The sequence below is a fragment of the Slackia faecicanis genome, assembly GCF_003725295.1.
Classification (GTDB): domain Bacteria; phylum Actinomycetota; class Coriobacteriia; order Coriobacteriales; family Eggerthellaceae; genus Slackia; species Slackia faecicanis.
Window position 1 is genome coordinate 90,935 of the sequence record NZ_QICB01000003.1, and the last position, 20,580, is coordinate 111,514.

A 20,580-nucleotide genomic window follows, 5' to 3' on the forward strand; every position below is an offset into this window, starting at 1 on the left:
AACCGCCTCGAGAAGAAACGAACCGTGATGATCGACTGCGAACATATGAGCTTCACCTATGACGGCAAGCGCTTCGTGCTCTCCGACGTCAGCATCCGCATAGCCCAGGGCGAATTCGTCTGCATCCTGGGCGGCAACGGAAGCGGCAAATCAACCTTCGCCAAACACATCAATGCCCTGCTCGTGCCCGACGAGGGCACGATGACGGTCGACGGCATGGATACCGCCGACGAGGAATCGCTCTACGCCATCCGCTCCACCGCCGGCATGGTGTTTCAGAACCCGGACGACCAGCTGGTGGCGTCGCTCGTCGAAGACGACGTGGCGTTCGGCCCCGAGAACATGGGCGTCGAAACGTCGGAAATCGCGCGCCGCGTGCGCGAGGCGCTTGCCGAAGTGGGACTGATGGGCTTCGAGACGCACGAGACCAACGCTTTGTCAGGCGGGCAGAAGCAGCGCGTGGCCATCGCCGGCGCGCTTGCCATGGAGCCGAAAATCCTCATCCTGGACGAAGCATCGTCGATGCTCGACCCGCGCGGCAGGCGCGGCCTCATGCGCGTATGCAAGGCGCTGCACGAACGCGGCATGACCGTGGTGGCCATCACCCATTTCATGGAAGAGGCCGCCGAGGCCGACCGCGTGGTGGTGCTCGACGGCGGACGCGTGGCGCTCGACGGCACGCCCGCCGACGTGCTGGTGCAGACCGACAAACTGGCGCACCTGAACCTCGAGGTTCCCTTCGCGTGCGAGCTTTCCGAGCGCCTGCGCTCCGAAGGCGTGGACGTGCCCGCGTGCATTCGAGAACGCGACCTGGCCCACGCCATCGCAGACCGTGCCGAAGGCCGGGCCGCGCAGGCGCCTATCGCGCACGACGGGAGCACGGCGCACGAAAGCGGCGCGGCGGGAGCGGGCGGCGAAGAGCCTGTCATCGCATTCGAACACGTCAGCCACACCTATTTGGATTCCTCGAAGGCCAGGAAAAACCGCGGCAAGAAAGGCGGGAAAACGGCCGCATGGGGCAACGACCCCAACGCCGTGTGGGCGCTGCACGACATTCATTTCGCCATTCGCCCAGGCGAATTCGTGGGCATCGCGGGCCACACCGGGTCGGGCAAATCGACGCTCATCCAGCATATGAACGGCATCCTGAAGCCCACGGAGGGGCGCGTGCTGGTGTGCGGGCGCGACATCGCCGACAAAAAGGAAGCCACCGCGGCGCGTGCGAAGGTGGGCGTGGTGTTTCAGTACCCCGAGCGCCAGCTGTTCGCGGCCACCGTATACGACGACGTGGCGTTCGGTCCGCGCAACCTGGGCCTTTCGGCCGACGAGGTCGATAAGCGCGTGGCGTCGTCGCTCGCGCTGGTGGGCCTTGACCGCGAAGCGATCGGCGACGCGAGCCCCTTCGAGCTTTCAGGCGGCCAGCAACGCCGCGTAGCCTTCGCCGGCGTGCTGGCGATGGACCCCGAAGTGCTGGTGCTCGACGAGCCCACCGCCGGATTGGATCCGGCCGCGCGCAAGGAATTCCTGGAGCTCGTGGCCGGCCTCCACGCCGAAGCGGGCCTGACCGTGGTCATGGTGTCACACAGCATGGACGACCTGGCAGCGCTCTGCCAGCGCATCGTGGTGCTCAAGGAGGGCGAGATGTTCGCCTCGGGCACGCCGCGCGAGGTATTCGCCCTCAACGCAGAATTAGACGCCGTAGGCCTCGGCCTTCCCGCCGCGCGCCGCATGGCGCTCGCCCTGCGAGACCTGGGCATGCCCGAGGCGTTTTCGGGCTTCTACACCGAAGACGAGCTGGTCGCGGGCATCGTTTCCGCCTGCAAGGGCGGTGCCCGATGAACGCGGCGTTCTCTTTCGGAAGCTACTACCAGGGCGACAGCCCCATACATCGCCTGGACCCGCGCACGAAGCTGCTCGCAGGCATCGCGCTGATCGCAGCGGCGCTTCTGGCGCGCGATTTCGCAGGATTAGCCGTGGTGGCAGCGTTCGTGGCGGGCTTTTACGCCATGGCGCGCATCCCGCTGGGATCGGCGGCGCGCTCGATCGCGCCGCTTCTGGCGATCGTGGTGCTGGCTTCGATCTTCAACCTGTTCTTCGTGCAGGGCGGCGAGGTTTTGTTCCAGTGGTGGATCGTGCGCATCAGCGAAGCCGGCGTGTATTCGTGCGGGTTCATCGCCTCCAGGCTCTTCCTCATGATGGCGGGCATGAGTCTTGTCACCATGACCACCACGACGCTCGATTTGACCGAGGCGTTCGAGCGCCTGCTGGCGCCGCTGGCGCGCATCGGGCTTCCCGCCCACGAGCTGGGCATGATATTGGGCATAGCGCTGCGCTTCATGCCGCAGTTCGCCGACGAGCTGGTGGCGGTCTATCGCGCCCAAATCAGCCGCGGCGCGGGATTCGCGAACAGCCCCTCGCGCGGAATGCGCATGCTTTCCTCGCTCGTGGTGCCGCTGTTCTCGAGCGCGTTCCGCCGCGCAGAAACCCTGGCCGCGGCCATGGATGCCCGCTGCTACCACGGTGCCGACGGCCGCACCCGCCTGCACCCGCTGGCCTTCGGCGCACGCGATGCCGCGGCAGCGGGCGTCATGGCGGCGCTTGTCGCGCTTGCCGCCTGCGCGCATCTGATCCTGTAACCGAGTCGGGCGTCGGGGCAGACGCAAGCCCCCGCCCCGACGCCCGACGCCTTCGCATAACACAGCGCGTCGCGCCGTTCGCACAGCCGGCGCGACGCGAACCGACACGCCCTCTGGAAAGGAGCAGCCATGACTGGAAACGAGACGATCCTGCAATACCTCAACGCCGTGCCCGCGTGGTATCTGGCCACGAGCGTGGACGGGCAGCCCCACGTGCGCCCGTTCAGCTTCGCCGCCGAAGAGCACGGCAAAATCTGGTTCTGCACCGCCACGACCAAAGACGTGTGGCAGGAGCTGCTGGAAAACCAGCGATTCGAGGCCACGTCCTGGTGGCCCGGCCACGGCTGGCTCATCCTGCGCGGCAAGGCGGGCCTGAAAGACGAGGCGGGCGCCGAGATGCGCCGCGCGGGCTACGAGCACCTGGAAAGCCTGGGCGAGCACTATGACGGCCCCGACGACGAAACGCTCGTGTTCTTCAGCGTGGAAGAGCCTCAGGCCTGGATCTGCGACCACGACGAATGGAAGCCGATCGAGCTGTAGCCCGAAAGTCGCCGCGTGCGATGCCGTTCGCTGCGGCGGCCGCCGACGCAGCAGCGGTTCGCGCGCGGCGCCTGGTTCGCCGCGCATCGAGCATCCCGTAACGAACAAACCCGGCCGGAGGCGCAGGCTTCCGGCCGGGTTTGTTCGTATTCAAAAGAACCATGCCGTCCGCGACGCTCCGAAGGCGCCGCCGATCGAAAGGAACGGCATCGGGACCCGCCAGGCGGCGGACCGGCCACTCGGCAACGGCGGTCTGACGAAGCGGTGAGACGCGCGGCGCGTGCCTACGCGGACGCCTTGCAGGCGCAGGAGTCGGCCTGGCAGCACGGCGCGTCGAACGCGATGCGCTCGGGATGCGTGTACACGGTGAAGCGGTCGTCACGGGCGAACGCGGCCAGCGCAACTCCTGCCTGCGTGGCGAACTCGAGCACCGCCGACGTGGGCGCCGACACCGTGGCCACCAGCCCCACGCCGAAGCGCGCCGCCTTGTTCACCAGCTCCAACGCGCAGCGGCTCGACAAGAACACGAACCCCTCCTGCGGATCGGCCCCCGCGCGCAGCAGGGCGCCGATCAGCTTGTCCAGGGCATTGTGGCGCCCCACGTCTTCGCGCAGCATGAGAAAACGCCCGTCGCGGCCGACGAAAGCCGCCGCGTGCGTGGCGCCTGTGGCGCGGTGCAAGCCCTGCTTGTCGCGCAGCGCGTTGGCCGCGCGCGTGATGGCCTCCGCAGGAAACGGCTCCGACACTCCCACCTGCACCATGCGGGCGGGGAAATACGACGGAACACCCTGGTCGCACAGCGAGCGCGGGCACCCCGACAGCGGACTCAGGCGCAGGGCCGATTCGGACACGGCAAGCCCTTCGCGCAGATCGACATCTACCACGGGCGCATCGGCCGTACCGCCCACTTCCACCGCCGCCACGTCGGAAACCCCGCCGATGACGCCCGCCGAAAACAGCGCGCCGTAGGCAAGGTCGACCAGGTCGACAGGCGTGCATGAAAGCACGTTCAGGCACACGCCGTTACAGAACAGCGGCACCGGAATCTCGGCCGCCACCGTTTCATCGCGCATCTGCAGGCCGTGCGCGTCGTAGCGCACGCATTCGGGAACCGAGCGCAGCGCCGCCTCATGCCTGCGACGTTCTTCGGCATCGAACGAAACGAATCTTTTCTCGGCCACGTATACCTCCCGATCGCATTCTCGCTATCCATTCCCCCGACACCCGCGCACACGCAGCCTTCAACCCCCCTCCTTCAGCCGATCAGCTCTCCTTCTTCGCATGGAACACGAACCAGTAGGCCAAGCCGACGAAGATCGCGCCGCCCACGATGTTGCCCAACGTGGCGGCCGAAATGTTGTAGAAAACGCTTCCCAGGTCGAGCGCCGAAGCGTCGATCTGCGCGCCGAAGCCCGCGCCCTTGGCCAGAAGGCCCATGGGCAGGAAGAACATATTGGCCACGCAGTGCTCGAAACCGCAGGCCACGAAGGCGGAAATAGGCAGCAGGATGCCGACCACCTTGTCGACCACCGTGCGCGTGGCGAAGCCGATCCAAACCGCCAGGCACACGAAGATGTTGCACAGGATGCCCTTGAAGAACAACGTGATCCAATCGGGGGTCACCTTCGACACCGCCACCGACACCATGGCGTTGCCCACCCCGCCGCCGTTCATATCGGCGATGTGCGCGAAATACACCAGCGCCACGGCCACCAGCGCGCCCGCCAAATTACCCAGCCACACGAGCACCCAGTTCTTCGCCATGGCGCCCGCCGTGATCTTCTTGCTGGCCAGCGCGCACACCATGAGCATATTGCCGGTGAACAGCTCGGCGCCGCAGCACAGCACCAGCACCAAGCCCAGGCTGAAGCACAGGCCGCCCACGATGCGCTGCACGGCGAACGGCATGGACGGATCGCCCAGAAACACGCAGAAATACAAGGCGCCGAAGGCGATGAACGCGCCCGCCAGCATGGACAGCACGAGCAGCTTCGCCGCCGGCGTCTTGGTTTTCCCTATTGCGACGACTTCGGCCTTCGCTTCGATTTCGGCCGGCGCCAATGCGTCGGGCCTGACGGCCTTCATCTCGAAATCGTCCAGAACCGCCATAGGTGGGGCCTCCCTTCCCTCATGCGCCCGCGCCGCGCGGGCGAACCGATACGGTGCACGACTACGCCTCGCAGACACGCCCGGACGCGTCGGACGGGCCTGGAACCATCACGGTACTGCATGCCTGGTGCGTCGAATCGCGCGAATTCGCAGTCGGCGCGGATTGCGTGGCGACGAGAGGGCGCGTATCGGCGGATGGCGGTCGCGATAGCGTCGTATACTTACACAGACACACGAAAACGGCGCGCCGCCGACCGAAACGAACGGAGACACCATGAGCGAGAAAGAACGAATCAGGCTGACGCAGCTGACGTCGCGCGGGGGTTGAGCGGCGAAATGGGGTCCGGGCGACCTCGACGACGTGCTCGCCACGCTCGCGCAGCGCAGCGCGCACGACCTTCTTCCCGCCGACGCCGAAAGGCTGCTGCTCGGCTTCGAGACGAGCGACGACGCGGCGGTCTGGCGGATCGACGACGATACGGCCGCGGTGCTCACCGTGGATTTCTTCACGCCGATCGTAGACGACCCATACCTATTCGGACGAATCGCGGCGGCCAATTCCCTTTCCGACGTGTTCGCCATGGGAGCAAGGCCGCACGTGGCGCTTAACATGCTGGCGCTCGATAGCGTCCTGGGCTGCGAGGTGGCGGCCGAGATCTTGCGCGGCGGCGCCGATGCCGTGCGCGAAGCGGGCGCGTTCGTGGCGGGCGGCCACACGATCGACGATGCGGAGCCTAAATACGGCCTGACCGTGTTCGGCACCGTGCATCCCGAGCGCATCGTGCGCAACGCGGGCGCACGGCCAGGCGACGTGCTGTTTTTGACCAAACCGCTCGGCACGGGCATCATGGTGGCGGCGCATGCGGTAGGCCTGGCCGACGACGACGCCATGCGCCCCGTGTTCGACGCCATGGCCGAGCTGAATCTACACGCGGGAGAGGCCATGAAGGCCGCAGGCGTGCACGCGGCCACCGACGTGACCGGGTTCGGGTTCGCGGGGCATCTGCACGAGATGCTTTCGGCAAGCGGATGCGCGGCGAAGGTTTCCTGGAGCGCGCTGCCCGTGTTCGAAGGCGCGTGGGACAACGCCTGCGCGTACTGCAGACCCAACCGCACCTTCGCCATCATGGATCTGGCCGAAGGATACATCGCCCAGGGCGCGCTTTCCAGCGAGGAATACGACAACCGCATGGCGGTGCTGTGCGACCCGCAGACTTCGGGCGGTATTCTGGCGGCCATTCCGCCCGAGCAAGCCGACGCCTTCTCGCGCGAATTCGAGCAACGCGCGGGACGGCCCGCCTGGCGCATCGGCACGATCGCGCAAGGAGCGGCGGGCACGATCGCCCTGACCGACTGACGGCGGCCTTCGGGCCGCACCCATGAACCGACGATCGCCGAGAGATGGAGGAAAACATGACGCGCGTACGCATCGCACGACCCGACGAATTCGAACAGGTGGCCGCGCTTTACGACGAAATGGTCGCCGACATAGAGCATTCCGCCTTCGACCCGCATTGGAACCGAGAAAACCATCCAAGCGATGCGTTCTTGAGGCAAGCGATCGAATGCGAACAACTCATCGTTTGCGAACACGACGGCGAGCTGGCAGGGGCCCTGGTGCTCGACGAGGGCGGAGCCGAGGGCTACGAAGAAGCCCCCTGGCCGACCGACGCCGAAAGCGGCGAAGCCTCCGTCGTGCACGTGCTCTGCACCCTCCCCCGCTTCCAGGGCAAAGGACTTGCGCGAGCTCTGCTGAAAGGCGCGATCGACACGGCGAAGCAGCGCGGCAGACGCTGCGTTCGCTTGGATATCCTGCCCGATAATCTGCCCGCGCAAAAGCTCTACGAATCCGAAGGGTTCATACGCGTGGCCGACGTCGTGCTCACGTATCCCGACGGCACCTTCGAGGCGGTGCTGTACGAACGCCCGCTCGTCGGGCCTTGCGCCTAGGCCGCCCATGCCGCGAAAAACGGCCGCAGGCGGCGTATCGAAGACGATGCGCCGACCTGCGGCCGTTTCTTATGCGCTGCGCGAATGCGCTACCAGTTGCCGAAGATGAAGCGTTGAATGTCCTGGTTCAGCATGATGACGAAGAATCCGATGAACAACGCCATGCCCGCGATGCTCATATAGTTCATGGCCCTGTAGCCCACCGTCTTGCGCGTGATCTTCTGGAAGACCTCGATCACGAAACGACCGCCGTCGAGCGGCGGAATCGGCAGCAGGTTCATGATGCCGAGCGACACGGAAATCATTGCCATGAACTGCAAAAACATCGCCAAGCCAGCATCGGCGTACATCTTCGACATGACGGCCATGCCCATGATCGACGTGGATCCCGACACGGTTTCGGCGGTGGTCTGCGGGTTGAACAGGCCCGCCACGGCCTGCGCCACCACCACGATGTAGTTCAGGCCGCCTTGGATCGATTCGAGCGGCGTGAGCACGATGTGCTGCTGGACCACGCCCGCCTCGTCCACGATATCCACGCCGAGCACGGAAAACGCCACCACCAGAAGCACCACGGCCACCAGAAGGTTCATGAACACGCCCGCGAGCAGGATGACCGATCGCTTCCAAAACGGCAGAGCCCGGTACGTCTGCGCGCGTTCGGTCTGGTACAACTCGTGCGGATCGCGGAATTCGCGCGGCGTGCCTTCGGCCAGGTCGATGCCGCGCTTCTTGTTCGTATACGCGCGGGTACGGAAGATATTGTGCTCGTCCTCCTTCTTCGGACCCGTCAGGCATCCCCAGTCTTCCAGCACGTAAAGCACGTCGCACGCCTCCTGGATGGTGATGCCCATCTCTTCGGCCAAATCGTCGGCATACACGGTGCCATGCTTATAGGCGAATGCGAGCGCGGCTTCGATATGCGGGTTTTCGGGACCGGGTTCCATGCCGCACACCTTGGCATAGCCGCCCAGCGGCACCGCCGTCACGCCGAAGCGCGTGCCGCGCCACGTGAACCCGACGCTGGGGCCGGGAAAGCCGATCATGAACTCGGTCACGCGCACGCCGAACGCACGCGCCGCCAGGTAATGACCGCCCTCGTGCACGAACACGAGCACCGAAAGCACGATGGCCAGGTACAGAATCATCATCACGATATCCATGCGGGGATCCTTCTCGCAATCTCTCATGCAGCGCGGCTGCGGCGCAATGCCGACCGCGCGTCTCTCTTTCGCCTGCGTTTATACCGGCTCGTCGCGTGCGCAGGCGCATGCGAAAGCGACACGGGCGCGAAACGCGCAAACAAAACGCAACGGGCGCGGCCGCCTGCGTCATGCGACGTAGGGCGGGCCGGCCGCTCCGCCCGATACGGCATGCGCCCCGATCGGGCAGACGCCGCCGCGCACGAAAACGCCCTGAGCGCATGCCCAGGGCGTTCGGAAAACGGTTTTCGCAAAGCCTACTTGAACTGGCTCGGGTGCTTCTCGAAGAAGTCGGTGCGGGCGGGAAGCTCCACCACGGCATGGCGGCCGGCGGCGCGCTCGTCTTCGACGCACAGCTCATCCATGCTCTCGAACGCCTCGTTCCACGAGAACACGCGCTGAACGGGAAGGTTCAGGTGATGCGCGATCTTCTCGCAGCCCGCAGGGGCCACCGGGTGCATGAGCAGCGCGCAGACGCGCAGCAGATAGAAGCTCTCGAGCAGGACCTGACGGCGCGCATCGGCGTCGTCGGCCGTATCGGCGGCCTTGATGCCGTCGGCCCACCACTTCTGCGACCAGCGCACGAACTCGTCGAGCAGCGTCATGATCGAATGCAGCTCGGCGCGGTGCATGATGCGCTCGTATTCGGCCATGGCCTCATGCGCGCGCTCCACCACGGCGGCGGCCGGCGCGCCTAGGGGCATGAAGCCCTCGAAGCTCTTCTGCGCCTCGTAGAAGCAGCTGCGGGCCAGGCGGTTGAGCACGTTGGTGAGCAACGCGCCCTCTTTGAGCACCGGGTCGGCCACGCGCGGGTCGGTGCGCTTCTGCTCGTCGGGATCGAACGGTTTGGGCTTGAAGCCGACCGATTTCTGATCGAGGCCCAGGCCAAGCCAATGCGCGCGCAGCTGCTCGACCGTGTAGTGGTCCAGCAAATCGTCGGCCGAAGGAGGCTTGACCGCGCCCGACGAAGAGGCCTTGGTCTTGCCGAACAGGATATGGTGGTTCGCGATCAGACGCGTCTGCTGCAGCTGGCCTTCGGCAGGCTCGGCCTGCATGGCATCGCCTTCCTCGAGACCCATCCACAACGCAGGCTGGGCAACGCCGTAGAAGTACAGGTTGTCCTGGCCGATGAACTGGTACACGCACGCATCGGAGGAGCACCACCAGTCGCGCACGGCTTCCAGGCTTTCGCCGCGCTCTTCGAGAGCCGTAGCGCTGAAGCTGATCGGAGCCCACAGGCTTTCGGGCCAGCACCATGCGGTCAGCCCGTCCACACCGTCCATCTCGGGAACCTTCACGCCCCATTCCACGTTGCCGGAAATGCGGAACGGCACCAGGGCCTTGCCCGTACGGAAGCGCACGCCCGCCGCGAACAGCACGTCGCGCGCGGCGTCGCGGTCTTCGATGCTCTCGAATTCGATTTCGAAGGACTGCTTGCCCTTCTCGGCCTCGTGGAACGCGTGCGCGGGCAGCTTGTCGGCCACCGCGCGGTAGTCGTCCTCGAGCTCGTTTTTGATATACATCACAGGCGGCACCAGGAATTCCTTGGCGCCCTTCACCACCACGGGACGCACGTCTTCGTCGGCCTCCAAGCGGGCGGCGTGCTCTTTGAGCTGCGTGCGGAAGTTGGGCAGGTCGAAATACCAGTTGCGTACCGGGCGCATTTCGGGAACCTGCCCCGTCAGCGTGGACACGGGAGCGATCAGGTCTTCGGGATTGAACTGGTGGCCCAGGTCGCATTCATCGGCATAGGCCTTCTCGGACTTGCAGCCCTGCACGGGGCAGTGGCCCAGCACCTGGCGGCCGTTGAGAAACGCGCCGGCCTCGGCGTCGTAGAACTGCAGCGTTTCGAGGGTGTTCAGATGGCCGTTGTCGTGCAGGCGATGCAGCACGGCGTCGGTGACCTGCTGATGGACCTCGCCCGCGCGGCCGATGCCGCTTCCCTCGTAGATCGAAAGCGACACGTCGTAGGCATCGAGCGTGGCCTTCTGCGCATCGTGGTTGCGCTGCACGTAATCGCGGATGGTTCCCTCGAAGCCCTCGTTCTCGCAGGCCTTGCGATAGCCCTCCTGGATCGGAGAGCCGAAGCAGTCGGTGCCCGAGACGAACAAGACGTTTTCGGCGCCCAGGCGGTCGCGCAGGAAGCGCGCATAGGCGTCGGCGGGAACGAACACGCCCGCGACGTGTCCGAAATGAAGCTTCTTGTTGCCGTACGGCATGCCCGCCGTCACCACGGCGCGCTTCGGCCAAGATACCGTGCTCAGATAACTCACGAAAGAACACCTTCCTGTTTCAACAAGCTCAACAGCTCCTCGACGGCCTGCGAAGACTCGGAGGAACCGAACAAATCCATCAGTGCGCCCAGGTCGGCCGACGAGGACGTCAGGCGAACCACGTCGTAGGACGGGGCGCCTTCGTAGGCGTCGTAGTCGATGTCGCCAAGCTCGGCGGCCTTATCCAGAGCATCGTCGTAGATGCCCACTTCGTCGGCGAGGCCGTTCTCGACGGCCGTCGTGCCCGCGAACTGCATGCCGGTGGCAAGGGCGCTCACATCTTCGACCGTCATGCCGCGGCCGTCGGCCACGTTGCGGACGAAGGTGGCGTTGATCGTATCGACCAGCTCTTGGTAGTACGCGCGCTCTTCGTCGGTCAGAGGACGCGTGCCGTAGCTGGAATCCTTCGACTGGGCCGAAGCGATATTATCCACCGAAATGCCCAGCATATCCATAAGGCCGGACAAATCGCTGACCTGCATGATGGTTCCGATGGCGCCTATCGCCGTGGTCTCGTTCACGAAGATGTAGTCGGCCTGGCTGGAAATCTCGTAGGCGGCGCTGCAGTTGATCGAGGCGCTCGACACCACCACCGGCTTGGAGAAATCGCGCACGTAGGCGGCCATCTCCTCGCCCGCCGTGGCCACGCCGCCGCCGGAGTCGACGCGCAGCACCACGGCCTTGATGTCGGGATTGTCTTCGGCCTGTTGCAGCAGCTCGCGCAAGCCCTCGGGGCTGCTGGCCGTGCCGTCGTATTGGATCGTGCCGGCGATGTCGATCACGCCGACGCTGTCGCCCATGGTGACGGCGGCCGTATCGGCCTGGCCCGCAGACATCACGTTGGAATACACGTGCGAGCACGAAAGCGCGCCGATGGTGAACATGAATACGATGACGAACAGGAACACGCCGCCCACGATCCAGGGCGCCTTGCTCTTCTTGGCAGGAGCCGCGGCATAAGGCGTCGCATAGGGCTGCGAAGCGTACTGCGGGGCGTACTGCTGCTGCGCATAGGGCTGGGAATACGCCTGCTGCTGCGGCTGCTGGACGTAAGATTGCTGCTGAGACTGAGCCGACTGCCCGTACGGCGGCTGCGGGGCCGCGCCCGGCGCCTGCGGCGGCACAACGGCATCAGGAGCCTTGTTCTGGTCCGTCATGCGAACCCTCCTTCTATGGATGCGCCCGAGGCGTGAAAAGCGCCGGACGCCTGCGCTGCAAAGCGCACGATTACAATGCAGACCATGGTAGCGTAAAGCGTTTCAGGCCGCGGCGAGAGCCATGGTTTTGCTACAATCACCTGCCATGAAATCATCCCACACGCCCCATAGCGCGCCCCGAAGCGCCTCTTCTCCAAACCGACGCGGCGCACGGTGCGCCGACGGCTCGAAAGCGTTCGCCGTCCTTTCGTGGGCGGCCGTTTTCGCCGTGGCGGCGCTGGTCTTCGCCATGAGCGCCAAAGACGGCGTGACCTTGGACACGGGATCGGGCCTGCTCTCGGCCGCCAAGGCCTGGCTCGCCGAAACGCTTTCGGCAGCCGCAGGCCATGCGGTCGATGTGTCGCCCATCGGGCATTTCGCGGAATACCTGCTGTTCGGCGCTGTTCTGGCCAACGCGCTGCGCCTGCATGCCCCCTTGAGGCGGGCGGGCGTGCTCGCAAGCGTCGCCGCCAGCCTGTACGGCGTGACCGACGAGATACACCAGATCTTCGTGCCCCTGCGCTCGTGCGACCCCGCCGACTGGGCGGTCGACACCGCGGCCGCATGTCTCGGCGCGATTGCCGTATGCGCCTTGCTGGCCCGCCGCGCAGCACGCACGCGCGCCGCAAACAACCGATAAACGCGCGAAACGAACCGCCGATTCTCGAGAACATCGGCGTCGGCGAACGGCGAGCGGCCCTTGGATGTGAAAACGTCTCGGCCGCTCGCCCGTTTGCCCGAAACGCGAGGCATGCGGGCGCGCGGCCGAGACGCCGATACGCGGGCGGGCGACCGAGCCATGCCCGACCGCCCGCCGAATACGTTTAGACCAGTACCTTGAAAACGGCCTTTTTCACCGGCACCGAGCCGTCGACCGCGATGCCCGGTTTATGGCCGTCGCACGGAAACACCGCCACGAACGTGCCGGGCGTCATAACCACGGACGCCGCCGCCTCGCCGTCGAGGAACATGTTGTCGGCCTCTTCGTCGAAGGGCTCGGCATCCAGACGATCGACGAACTGCACGTCGATGCGCTCCTCGCCTTCGAGCACCATCTGCACGTCGATATAGCGGCGATGGGCCTCGAAGCGGCAATCCTCGAACGCGCGGGTGTCGTAGGCGCACACGTTGACGAACAGCGCGTCGCCGTCGATGTCGTGGCGGCCGGGCTCGAGCGCGCTCAGGTCGTGCTCTTTCGCGTAGGCCACGGCGCGACGCACGCCCTCGTGGGCGCATTCGTCCAGGCTCGCCGTATCGATATGTCCGAACAGCATCGGCATTTCCTTTCTCCATGCCGCCCGCAGGCGGCGTCGTTTCCTTTCAGGCGGCAAGGCCGCGATCGGGCGCTTCGGCGGGCGCCGCCAGGCGCTAGGCCAGCATAGCGCGGGCGGCCGCATCGAGCACGTCGAGCAACGCGAGCGCGTCTTCGCGGGCATCCGCCTTCGCGAACAGATAGGCCTTGATCTTGGGCTCGGTGCCGCTCGGGCGCACGATCACCTTGCAATCGCCCTCGAGCGCCAGCTCCACCACGTTGGCGGAAGGCAGCGGAGCCAGGCCCTCGCCCGTTCCGCCCACCACGGGCATGGCCGCTCCCCGGGCGTAGTCGGTCGCACGCAGCACGGCGCGGCCCGCAACCGATGCGGGAGCCTGGGCACGCAGGCCGGCCATGATGTCGGCCATTTTGCGAGCGCCGTCGGCGCCGGGGTAACTCAGCGAAATAGTGCGGTTCAGGCAGTAGCCGTAGCGCTCGTACAGGGCGCGCATGGCCTGCACCAGGTTCATGCCCTGCTCGCGGTAAAAACGCGCCATCTGGCAAATCAGCATGCTCGCCACCACGGCGTCTTTGTCACGCACGTGGGTGCCCGCCAAATATCCGTAGCTTTCCTCGAAGCCGAACATGAAGCGGTCGGCCTCCTCCGCCGCCTCGAGCAGGCCGATCTGCTCGCCGATGTACTTGAAGCCCGTCAGGGTGCGGCGCAGCTCGAAGCCGTGGGCGCGCGCCACGTCGTCGGCCATCGCCGACGACACGATCGTGGTCACCGCGATGCAGCGCGCGATATCTTCGCCGCGCTCGGCGCGCATACGGGCCAGGTAGTCCATGAGCAGAATGCCCATCTCGTTGCCCGTGACCAGCGTGTAGTCGTCGCCGTCTTCGCAGGCCACGCCCACGCGGTCGGCGTCGGGGTCGGTAGCCAGCAGCAGGTCGGGAGCCGCTCCCTGCGCCGCGCGCTCATGGCAGCGGGCGATGCCCGCCTCGAGGGCGGCGCGCTCTTCGGGGTTGGGATATTCGCACGTGGGGAAATCGCCGTTAGGCTCGCCCTGCCCCGCCACCACGTCCAGGCTATCGATGCCGATACGGCCCAGCGCATCGCTCACGCATTCCAAGCCCGTGCCGCACAGCGGCGTGTACACCACTTCCAGCGGACGCTGCATCTGCTCGGGCGTCTCCTGCGACTGGGCGAGCACCGCCTCCACGAAGCGCTCCAGCGTGTCGTCGCCGATTTCTTCCACCAGGCCCTCGGCGGCGGCGCGGTCGAAATCGACCGTCTTCGCGCAGGCTCCGTCGGCTTCGAAATAGCCCAGGCGCGCGATGCGGGCCGAAATGTCGGCCGCAGCCTCGCTGGTGATCTGACAGCCGTCGGCACCATAGACTTTGTAGCCGCTATAGGCGGCGGGATTATGGCTCGCGGTCATGTTGATGCCGGCGCTGCAGCCCAGGTCGCGCACGGCGAACGAAAGCGCGGGAGTGGGCTCGACGCGCGGATACACCAGGCAGCGGATGCCGTTGGCGGCAAGCACGCTCGCGGCCGTGCGCACGAACAGCTCGCCTTTGTGGCGCGAGTCGCGCGCGATGGCGACGCTGGGGTTTTCGAAGCGGGCGTTGAGGTGCTCCGCCAAACCCTGGGTGGCGCGCGCCACGGTGTAGACATTCATGCGGTTGGTGCCGGCGCCGATCACGCCGCGCAGGCCCGCCGTGCCGAATTCAAGATCTTGGAAGAATGCATCGGCGACCGCGGCGTCGTCGGCCTCGGACAGCTGCGCGAGCTCTGCGGAAAGCTCATCGTCCGCCACGCATTCGCTCCAGTGCGCGAGGGCAGCGCGCACGTCGATTTCGCTCATATTCCGTCCCCCTGATGTGGTCGCGCCTGCGAAAGATGCACTCTTTCGAAGACGTCTCGATACGATTCCCCGATTCTACCAATGACCGCCGGCGCGTGTCGGAAAACGCATCACAAAGCGACAAGCGCCGCATGGCGGCATCGCGCGCGATCGTGCGGAAGCCCGAGCCCGTCCGACGGTTCGCAACCGCCGCGACAGGCGGCCGACACAGAACGAAACGCCCGAAGAAGGCGCATACGGACCGAAGGCGTCGAAACCCGACGCAGCCACGTCTTCGGCATCGTCGGAAAACAGCGGCCGACCATCGAGCACGGACGCCCGAAGCCGCGCCTTCTTCGACCGATAGACACGCCCCGACCCGTGGCCGAAACATTTTTCGTCGCGCGAAACGGCCCGCGAATGTACAATGCCGGTTAAAAGAAAAGAGCATGTCAGGCGTAAAAAATGCCGTTCGCCAATAACGTCTTTCCACACGCCGATTCGCTCTGCGAATTCATTGACAAATGTTAAATCAGATAGAAATTATCACCTTTCTTCGAGGAACCGTGGTATCTTGGCCACAACGTCGGGGGCGGCACCCCGGCGAACGAGCAAAGGACGCCTCGAATAAGAAAGGGGGCATTCCCATGAATGCCTATTTCATCGCCGCGAAAGCAAACGCTTGGGAAGTCTCCCAGCAGGTCGGCCACGCCATCGAAGCGCATCAGCCCGAGTACCTCACCGACGCGCAAGGCCGCGGTGCAGGTTGCGACATGAGCACGAAGCGCAAGGTCATGACGCGCCCCAGCCTGTACAAGGACATCTTCCGCATGGCGGGCAAGACCTTCGCCTAGGCAAGGTCGCGAAGAGCCGTCATGCAAGACGCGCTCTTTCCAACCCGGACCACTTCCTCCACGGGCCCCGCACCTTCACGGTCGGGGCCCGTTTTTGTGGTCGGATCCTATTCGCCCGCGTCGAGGAAGATCTTGCGCGTGACGAAGTTCCACACCATGACGATGGCCGTGGCCACGATCTTCACGATCAGGTAATGCACGCCCAGCAGCTCGACGCCCGCCCACATGCAGGCGTTGTTGATCAGCAGGCCGATTACCGACAGCACGACGAAGATGACGAACTCGCGGCGGCGGCTCATATCCTCTTTATGCGTGAACACGTAGCGCATCGACGCCACGTAGTTGAACACCACCGACGCCGTGAACGATATCGTGGCGCTGACCAGATAGTTCACGCCGAAAAGCTCGGTCAGAAGCGCAAGCAGGCCGTAATCGATGACGAACGCGATCGCGCCCACCACGCCGAACTTCATGAACTGAGCGAAAAGCTTCTTCATAACAACCTTTCATCGCCATATCGTAAAAGCGCAGAACCCTGAAAGCCTCGGCCCGCCTGAGAGGATGTGCGGAGGTTCCATGCTCAAACAGTCCCGAGGTCGCACGAAAGCCACGTTATGTGGCTTTCGGCTCCTGCGGAACTGCGCGTGGAACCTCCGCGCTCCCCTTTCTGCACACCATGCCGGGCGGGCCCTCCAGGCGATCGGGAATTTCTACCGAGCGCACAAGCGCCTTCGCCCATCACAGCCCGAAAAGCACGGCGCACAACTCCGCGCGAACCGAACGGCGCCCGATGCGCCGTGCGGACGAGAAGGGCGTCGAGCACGAACCCTTTCGACAGCCGCCCTTACGTCCAGAACCGGAACGTTTCCATAAGCGCCTGATACGCCCACGGATACGCCTGGCTCCACCAGCCCGATTCGGCCGTCAGGCACAAAAGCAGCATGTAGGCCAGGCCGACGAACACCGCCACGGGAAGCACGCGCAGCATGAGCGCATGCAAGGAACTGCCGGGGGCCATGTTCTCGTTCAGGATGAATATCACGAGCACCGCGGCCATGAGGAACATGATGCTGAAGTCGGCGAAGTAGCGCTGCAGGATGCCCGCCACCTCCGCATCGGCGATGCCGATGATCACGCCCGACGCCAAAAGCACGCCGACGACGCCCGCGATCGTGCGCGTCTTGCGCTGGCTGACGCGCATGCGCAGCGCCGTGACGGCGAACGGCAGCACCCACAGCACAGGCAGGCAGGCGAAAATGCCGCCGAACGTGGCCTCTTTGACAGTCTGGCCCAGGTACGTGGTGTCGAACGGCGTCGCCTGCAGATACGGGAACACGCCCGTGGCCGAAGGCGGCTGGAAGAAGTAGGCGAACAGCGCCGGCGCGATGCGGCCCACGGCCATGCCGCGCTTGGTCATGTCGTTGACCGTGAGGTTGTAGTTGGCGCCGAAATCGAACAGCGAGCCGAAGCGGGCGTAGTTGTACCACATCACGCCGGCGAGCACCACCGCGTACGGCGCGATCAAACAGATGAACTGCCGCATGCCCGCGGCCGTTTTGATATGGCCCTCGGTGATGAACGGACGCCAGAACAACGGGAACGCCAAGAAGCTCAGCATGACGAACTGCGGGCGGCAGCCCACCACGAGCGCCATGCACAGCGAGCCTGCAAGATAAAGCAGCTCGGGCCTGCGATGGGCGCGTCCGAGCATCCAGAAATACAGGCCCCAGACCGAAAACGCCAGCGCCAGCATGATCGGCAACGAATAAAACGTCGGGAACTTCAGCAGATACAGCGCGCCGCTGCAGCCCACCACGGCCATCTGCAGCAGCAGATACAGGCCCACGCTCACGCGCTTGAAGTGGTAGCGCGCGAAGCGGTCGAGCAGCGCCGACACACCCGCGATGAACGCGATCATGCCTATGAGCACGCCGATCGCCGTGGGAAAATTAGCCCCCGTGGCAAGATAGAACGGCAGATAGAACAGCACCACCGGAACCACGCCGAAATACACGTAGTAATGGCCGTCGTAATAGGCTACGTCCCACAGGTAGTTCTCGCCCGTTTCCTTGACCAGCTGGTCGCGGGCGCCGCGGTCATAGGGGTCTTCCATGTTCTGCAGCCAGTTCGGCGGCTCTTCTTCAAGGTAGAGCTTGCCGTTCGCCATGCTCTTGGCCAGCTCGGCGTACTGCTGGGCGTTATCGCCGCCCGCTTCGAAGGTGTTTACCAGGCTCACGCCGTCCCACGAGCCCGAGTTGTACGACGAGGTGGCCACGCCCACCAGGTTGGAGCCCATGAACAAAAACGACGAGCACAGCCAGATTTCCACGACGGCGATGCCGATCGCCGCGATCTTCGAGCGGTGCGGATGCTCTTTGATGTAGATGCGGTACAGGCCGCTGCGCGGACGGAACGCGTAGGCGAACGTCATCACGGCGATCGCCAACAGGCAGCGCAGCGTGCTGAACGAAAACGGCTCGGGCGTGTTGATGGACACGCCGTCCAAATACAGCGGATAGACCGTCTTGTCGCCGCCGAACTGGATGCGCAGCTTGCCCATCTCGCCCGACGAGTTCAGCTTGAGATATTCGCTTTCGTCGCAGTTGGTGGCCACGTCGGTCACGGGCACGCCCGAGGTGTATTCCGTGTCGTCGAAATAGGTGGAATGGGCGTCGTCGGTGAACCAGATCTTCACCGGGACGTTTTGCGCGCCTTGATTCCAGCTGAAGTCGATACGCACGTTGTGCACCTTCACGCCGAGGTGCTCGAATTCTATGTCGTTGTCGACCGTCGATATACGGTAGCGCCCGTCGGGCGTTTCGGGCAGGTCTATCTGGGAATCGAGCGTCACGGTCTCCCACGTCAGACTGCGCCAGTGGTTGAAATTGAAGACGAACGCTTCCAGCACCACGGCGCAGAGCACGATGATGCACGCCGTTTTCGCGAAACGGCGCATTTCGGGATGATGGGTGGCCACGAACTCTCGCAGCAATGTCATGAATTCACGCATGGCGGACATTATAGCCGACAACATGCGCGCTCACGCCCCCTGCGCACAAGCACGACACCGTACGGGCGCCCCGCACGCCGCAACGGAGCGCCCGCGGCGGACCCGGGCCTCGCGGCACCCGAAAAACAAAACGGGGAGAAGCGTTCGCCTCTCCCCGCGGGATGCACCGCCCACATGCCGGACAGCGTATGTACTCGAGCCTACAGGCCCAGCATGGCCTTCACGTCGGCGTAGACCTCGTCGACCGGACGGTCGCCGTCGACGGCCTTGAGCAGAGCCTTGCCCTTGTAGTAGTCGATCAAGGGAGAGGTGCTCTTCTCGTAGACGTCGAGACGGTTGCGCACCGTGGCCTCGTTGTCGTCATCGCGCTGGTACATTTCGCCACCGCACTTGGGGCAGGCCGCATCGGCGTCGGAACCGATGTAGCCGCAATCCTTGCAGCAACGACGCGCGGTCAGGCGCTTCACGATGACCTCGGGGTCCACGTCGACGAGCAGCGCGCCGTCGAGCGGGCGCTCCAGACGGGCCAGCATGTCGTCGAGGGCGACGGCCTGCGCGGTGGTGCGGGGGAAGCCGTCCAGGATGAAGCCGACCTTGGCGTCGGGCTCCTGCAGGCGCTCGTTCATCAAGTCGATGATCAGGCTGTCGGGAACGAGGTCGCCCGCGTCCATGAACGACTTGGCCTTCTTGCCGAGCTCGGTCTGGTTCTTCACGGCGGCGCGCAGGATGTCGCCCGTGGAGATGTGCGGCGTGCCGAACTCCTCGACCAGCTTGGCGGCCTGGGTTCCCTTGCCAGCGCCCGGGGCGCCCAACAATACGATGTTCATACGAACTTCCTTTCGTTAGAAACGGTGGCTCCATTGTAACAGCGCGCCCCTGCGGAAGAAACCGCGCAGCCGCCGGCGCGCTCGGCGCAGGCGGGCATGAGGCGCGCAGCATTACGAGATATTGCGGTGATACAGATCCCACAGGCCCTTCAGCAGCAGGTTGGGATCGTGCACCACGTACCTGCGACAGGCAGGCACGATCAGGCGGGAAATGCCGCCCGTGGCCACGGCCAGAACCGGGCCGTCCAGCTCGTCGGAAATGCGGTCGACCAGGCCGTCCATCATGGCCGCGTTAGCATAGATCACGCCGCTGCGCATGCAATCGACCGTATCGCGGCCGATCAGGCGCTTCGGGCGCTCGAACTTGATGAACGGCAGCGCCGAGGCCTTCGCGGTCAACGCGTCTTGCGAAATCACGACGCCCGGCATGATGATCGAGCCCAGATATACGCGGTCGGCGCTGACCACCGAGCACGTGGTTGCCGTGCCCATGTCGAAGATGGCCAGGTTGCCGTCGTAATCGTTGATCGCGCCGGCGGCGTCGGCGATCATGTCCACGCCGAGCTTCTCGGGCGTCTCCATGTCGATCGTGAAGCCCAGGTCCATGCGATGGTCGACGACCAGCGGGGCCTCGCCCGTCTTCGCGCGCACCGAGGCCACCACCGAATCGGTGAGCTCGGGCACGACGGAGCTCACGATGGCGCCGTTGACGTTGGAGAAGTCGAAGCCGTGCATGGCCACGAGCGCCTCGAAGCCCTCCATGAACTCCTGCACCGTGCGGCGCTTATCCGTGGGAAAGCGCAGGTTGGAAGCAAGCAGGCCACGCTCGGGCATGAGGCCCATGACCACGTTGGTGTTGCCGATATCGACCGTCAGAAGCATCG

18 protein-coding genes are annotated in these 20,580 nt (G+C 65.0%); 7 read left to right on the forward strand and 11 right to left on the reverse strand.

Annotation, left to right across the window (positions count from 1 at the left end):
* The first annotated feature begins 27 nt into the window (after positions 1–27).
* From DMP07_RS05295 to DMP07_RS05305, 3 genes are all read left to right on the forward strand, one after another.
* A complete protein-coding gene (locus DMP07_RS05295) occupies positions 28–1,839 on the forward strand; it encodes an energy-coupling factor transporter ATPase (protein ID WP_123198113.1) in 1,812 nt (603 codons plus the stop codon).
* On the forward strand, positions 1,836–2,636 hold the full coding sequence (locus DMP07_RS05300; RefSeq protein WP_123198114.1) for an energy-coupling factor transporter transmembrane component T family protein: 801 nt from the start codon (positions 1,836–1,838) through the stop codon (positions 2,634–2,636). Before DMP07_RS05295 ends, DMP07_RS05300 begins: the two co-directional genes overlap by 4 nt.
* Before the next feature lie 129 nt (positions 2,637–2,765).
* Entirely contained in the window at positions 2,766–3,176 is a 411-nt protein-coding gene (locus tag DMP07_RS05305; RefSeq protein WP_123198115.1) for a pyridoxamine 5'-phosphate oxidase family protein, read from the forward strand.
* A gap of 284 nt (positions 3,177–3,460) precedes the next feature.
* On the opposite strand, the gene fdhD is transcribed toward DMP07_RS05305, so the two are convergent.
* Together fdhD and DMP07_RS05315 are read right to left on the reverse strand one after the other, a co-directional pair.
* A complete protein-coding gene (gene fdhD, locus DMP07_RS05310) occupies positions 3,461–4,357 on the reverse strand; it encodes a formate dehydrogenase accessory sulfurtransferase FdhD (RefSeq protein ID WP_123198116.1) in 897 nt (298 codons plus the stop codon).
* Positions 4,358–4,439: 82 nt separating this feature from the next.
* Positions 4,440–5,285 carry a formate/nitrite transporter family protein gene (locus tag DMP07_RS05315; protein WP_123198117.1) on the reverse strand — a complete coding sequence of 282 codons (846 nt, stop codon included), beginning with the start codon at positions 5,283–5,285 and terminating at the stop codon, positions 4,440–4,442.
* Between the two features lie 274 nt (positions 5,286–5,559).
* Here DMP07_RS05315 and selD point away from each other — a divergent pair, with 274 nt between their 5' ends.
* Together selD and DMP07_RS05325 are read left to right on the forward strand one after the other, a co-directional pair.
* Entirely contained in the window at positions 5,560–6,642 is a 1,083-nt protein-coding gene (selD, locus tag DMP07_RS05320; protein WP_123198118.1) for a selenide, water dikinase SelD, read from the forward strand.
* 56 nt (positions 6,643–6,698) lie between these two features.
* Positions 6,699–7,235 carry a GNAT family N-acetyltransferase gene (locus DMP07_RS05325; RefSeq protein ID WP_244594878.1) on the forward strand — a complete coding sequence of 179 codons (537 nt, stop codon included), beginning with the start codon at positions 6,699–6,701 and terminating at the stop codon, positions 7,233–7,235.
* 89 nt (positions 7,236–7,324) lie between these two features.
* Here the strand turns inward: DMP07_RS05325 and DMP07_RS05330 are convergent, their stop codons facing one another.
* From DMP07_RS05330 to sppA, 3 genes are all read right to left on the reverse strand, one after another.
* Entirely contained in the window at positions 7,325–8,398 is a 1,074-nt protein-coding gene (locus DMP07_RS05330) for a site-2 protease family protein (protein ID WP_123198120.1), read from the reverse strand.
* A gap of 296 nt (positions 8,399–8,694) precedes the next feature.
* A complete protein-coding gene (locus DMP07_RS05335; RefSeq protein WP_244594879.1) occupies positions 8,695–10,710 on the reverse strand; it encodes a class I tRNA ligase family protein in 2,016 nt (671 codons plus the stop codon).
* Positions 10,707–11,867: a signal peptide peptidase SppA gene (sppA, locus tag DMP07_RS05340; RefSeq protein ID WP_123198121.1), complete on the reverse strand. Its 1,161-nt coding sequence runs from the start codon at positions 11,865–11,867 to the stop codon at positions 10,707–10,709. Before sppA ends, DMP07_RS05335 begins: the two co-directional genes overlap by 4 nt.
* Positions 11,868–12,135: 268 nt before the next feature.
* Between sppA and DMP07_RS05345 the strand changes: the two genes are divergently transcribed.
* Positions 12,136–12,546, forward strand: coding sequence for a VanZ family protein (locus DMP07_RS05345; protein ID WP_244594880.1), 411 nt, complete (start codon positions 12,136–12,138; stop codon positions 12,544–12,546).
* A gap of 184 nt (positions 12,547–12,730) precedes the next feature.
* Here the strand turns inward: DMP07_RS05345 and DMP07_RS05350 are convergent, their stop codons facing one another.
* The gene (locus DMP07_RS05350) at positions 12,731–13,180 is read right to left on the reverse strand and encodes a NanQ anomerase/TabA/YiaL family protein (protein WP_161957036.1); all 450 of its coding nucleotides are present in this window, start codon (positions 13,178–13,180) and stop codon (positions 12,731–12,733) included.
* A gap of 94 nt (positions 13,181–13,274) precedes the next feature.
* Positions 13,275–15,026 carry a phospho-sugar mutase gene (locus DMP07_RS05355; RefSeq protein WP_123198124.1) on the reverse strand — a complete coding sequence of 584 codons (1,752 nt, stop codon included), beginning with the start codon at positions 15,024–15,026 and terminating at the stop codon, positions 13,275–13,277.
* Between the two features lie 626 nt (positions 15,027–15,652).
* Here DMP07_RS05355 and DMP07_RS05360 point away from each other — a divergent pair.
* A complete protein-coding gene (locus DMP07_RS05360; RefSeq protein ID WP_123198125.1) occupies positions 15,653–15,859 on the forward strand; it encodes a hypothetical protein in 207 nt (68 codons plus the stop codon).
* Positions 15,860–15,966: 107 nt separating this feature from the next.
* Here the strand turns inward: DMP07_RS05360 and DMP07_RS05365 are convergent, their stop codons facing one another.
* The 4 genes from DMP07_RS05365 to DMP07_RS05380 form a co-directional block, all read right to left on the reverse strand.
* A complete protein-coding gene (locus DMP07_RS05365; RefSeq protein WP_123198126.1) occupies positions 15,967–16,356 on the reverse strand; it encodes a GtrA family protein in 390 nt (129 codons plus the stop codon).
* 347 nt (positions 16,357–16,703) lie between these two features.
* Entirely contained in the window at positions 16,704–18,869 is a 2,166-nt protein-coding gene (locus tag DMP07_RS05370) for a cytochrome C oxidase Cbb3 (protein WP_123198264.1), read from the reverse strand.
* 200 nt (positions 18,870–19,069) lie between these two features.
* The gene (locus DMP07_RS05375; protein WP_123198127.1) at positions 19,070–19,696 is read right to left on the reverse strand and encodes an adenylate kinase; all 627 of its coding nucleotides are present in this window, start codon (positions 19,694–19,696) and stop codon (positions 19,070–19,072) included.
* Between the two features lie 111 nt (positions 19,697–19,807).
* Positions 19,808–20,578, reverse strand: coding sequence for a type III pantothenate kinase (locus DMP07_RS05380; protein WP_123198128.1), 771 nt, complete (start codon positions 20,576–20,578; stop codon positions 19,808–19,810).
* Between the last annotated feature and the right edge of the window lie 2 nt (positions 20,579–20,580).

Excerpts from the sequence above, each read along its gene's own strand:
- DMP07_RS05305 (WP_123198115.1), top strand. The coding sequence starts at position 2,766 with ATGACTGGAAACGAGACGATCCTGCAATACCTCAACGCCGTGCCCGCG.
- DMP07_RS05350 (WP_161957036.1), bottom strand. The coding sequence starts at position 13,180 with ATGCTGTTCGGACATATCGATACGGCGAGCCTGGACGAATGCGCCCAC.
- DMP07_RS05370 (WP_123198264.1), bottom strand. The coding sequence starts at position 18,869 with ATGCGTGAATTCATGACATTGCTGCGAGAGTTCGTGGCCACCCATCAT.
- DMP07_RS05360 (WP_123198125.1), top strand. The coding sequence starts at position 15,653 with ATGAATGCCTATTTCATCGCCGCGAAAGCAAACGCTTGGGAAGTCTCC.
- DMP07_RS05300 (WP_123198114.1), top strand. The coding sequence starts at position 1,836 with ATGAACGCGGCGTTCTCTTTCGGAAGCTACTACCAGGGCGACAGCCCC.
- DMP07_RS05375 (WP_123198127.1), bottom strand. The coding sequence starts at position 19,696 with ATGAACATCGTATTGTTGGGCGCCCCGGGCGCTGGCAAGGGAACCCAG.
- DMP07_RS05380 (WP_123198128.1), bottom strand. The coding sequence starts at position 20,578 with ATGCTTCTGACGGTCGATATCGGCAACACCAACGTGGTCATGGGCCTC.
- sppA (WP_123198121.1), bottom strand. The coding sequence starts at position 11,867 with ATGACGGACCAGAACAAGGCTCCTGATGCCGTTGTGCCGCCGCAGGCG.
- DMP07_RS05365 (WP_123198126.1), bottom strand. The coding sequence starts at position 16,356 with ATGAAGAAGCTTTTCGCTCAGTTCATGAAGTTCGGCGTGGTGGGCGCG.
- DMP07_RS05325 (WP_244594878.1), top strand. The coding sequence starts at position 6,699 with ATGACGCGCGTACGCATCGCACGACCCGACGAATTCGAACAGGTGGCC.
- DMP07_RS05315 (WP_123198117.1), bottom strand. The coding sequence starts at position 5,285 with ATGGCGGTTCTGGACGATTTCGAGATGAAGGCCGTCAGGCCCGACGCA.
- DMP07_RS05295 (WP_123198113.1), top strand. The coding sequence starts at position 28 with ATGATCGACTGCGAACATATGAGCTTCACCTATGACGGCAAGCGCTTC.
- DMP07_RS05355 (WP_123198124.1), bottom strand. The coding sequence starts at position 15,026 with ATGAGCGAAATCGACGTGCGCGCTGCCCTCGCGCACTGGAGCGAATGC.
- DMP07_RS05330 (WP_123198120.1), bottom strand. The coding sequence starts at position 8,398 with ATGGATATCGTGATGATGATTCTGTACCTGGCCATCGTGCTTTCGGTG.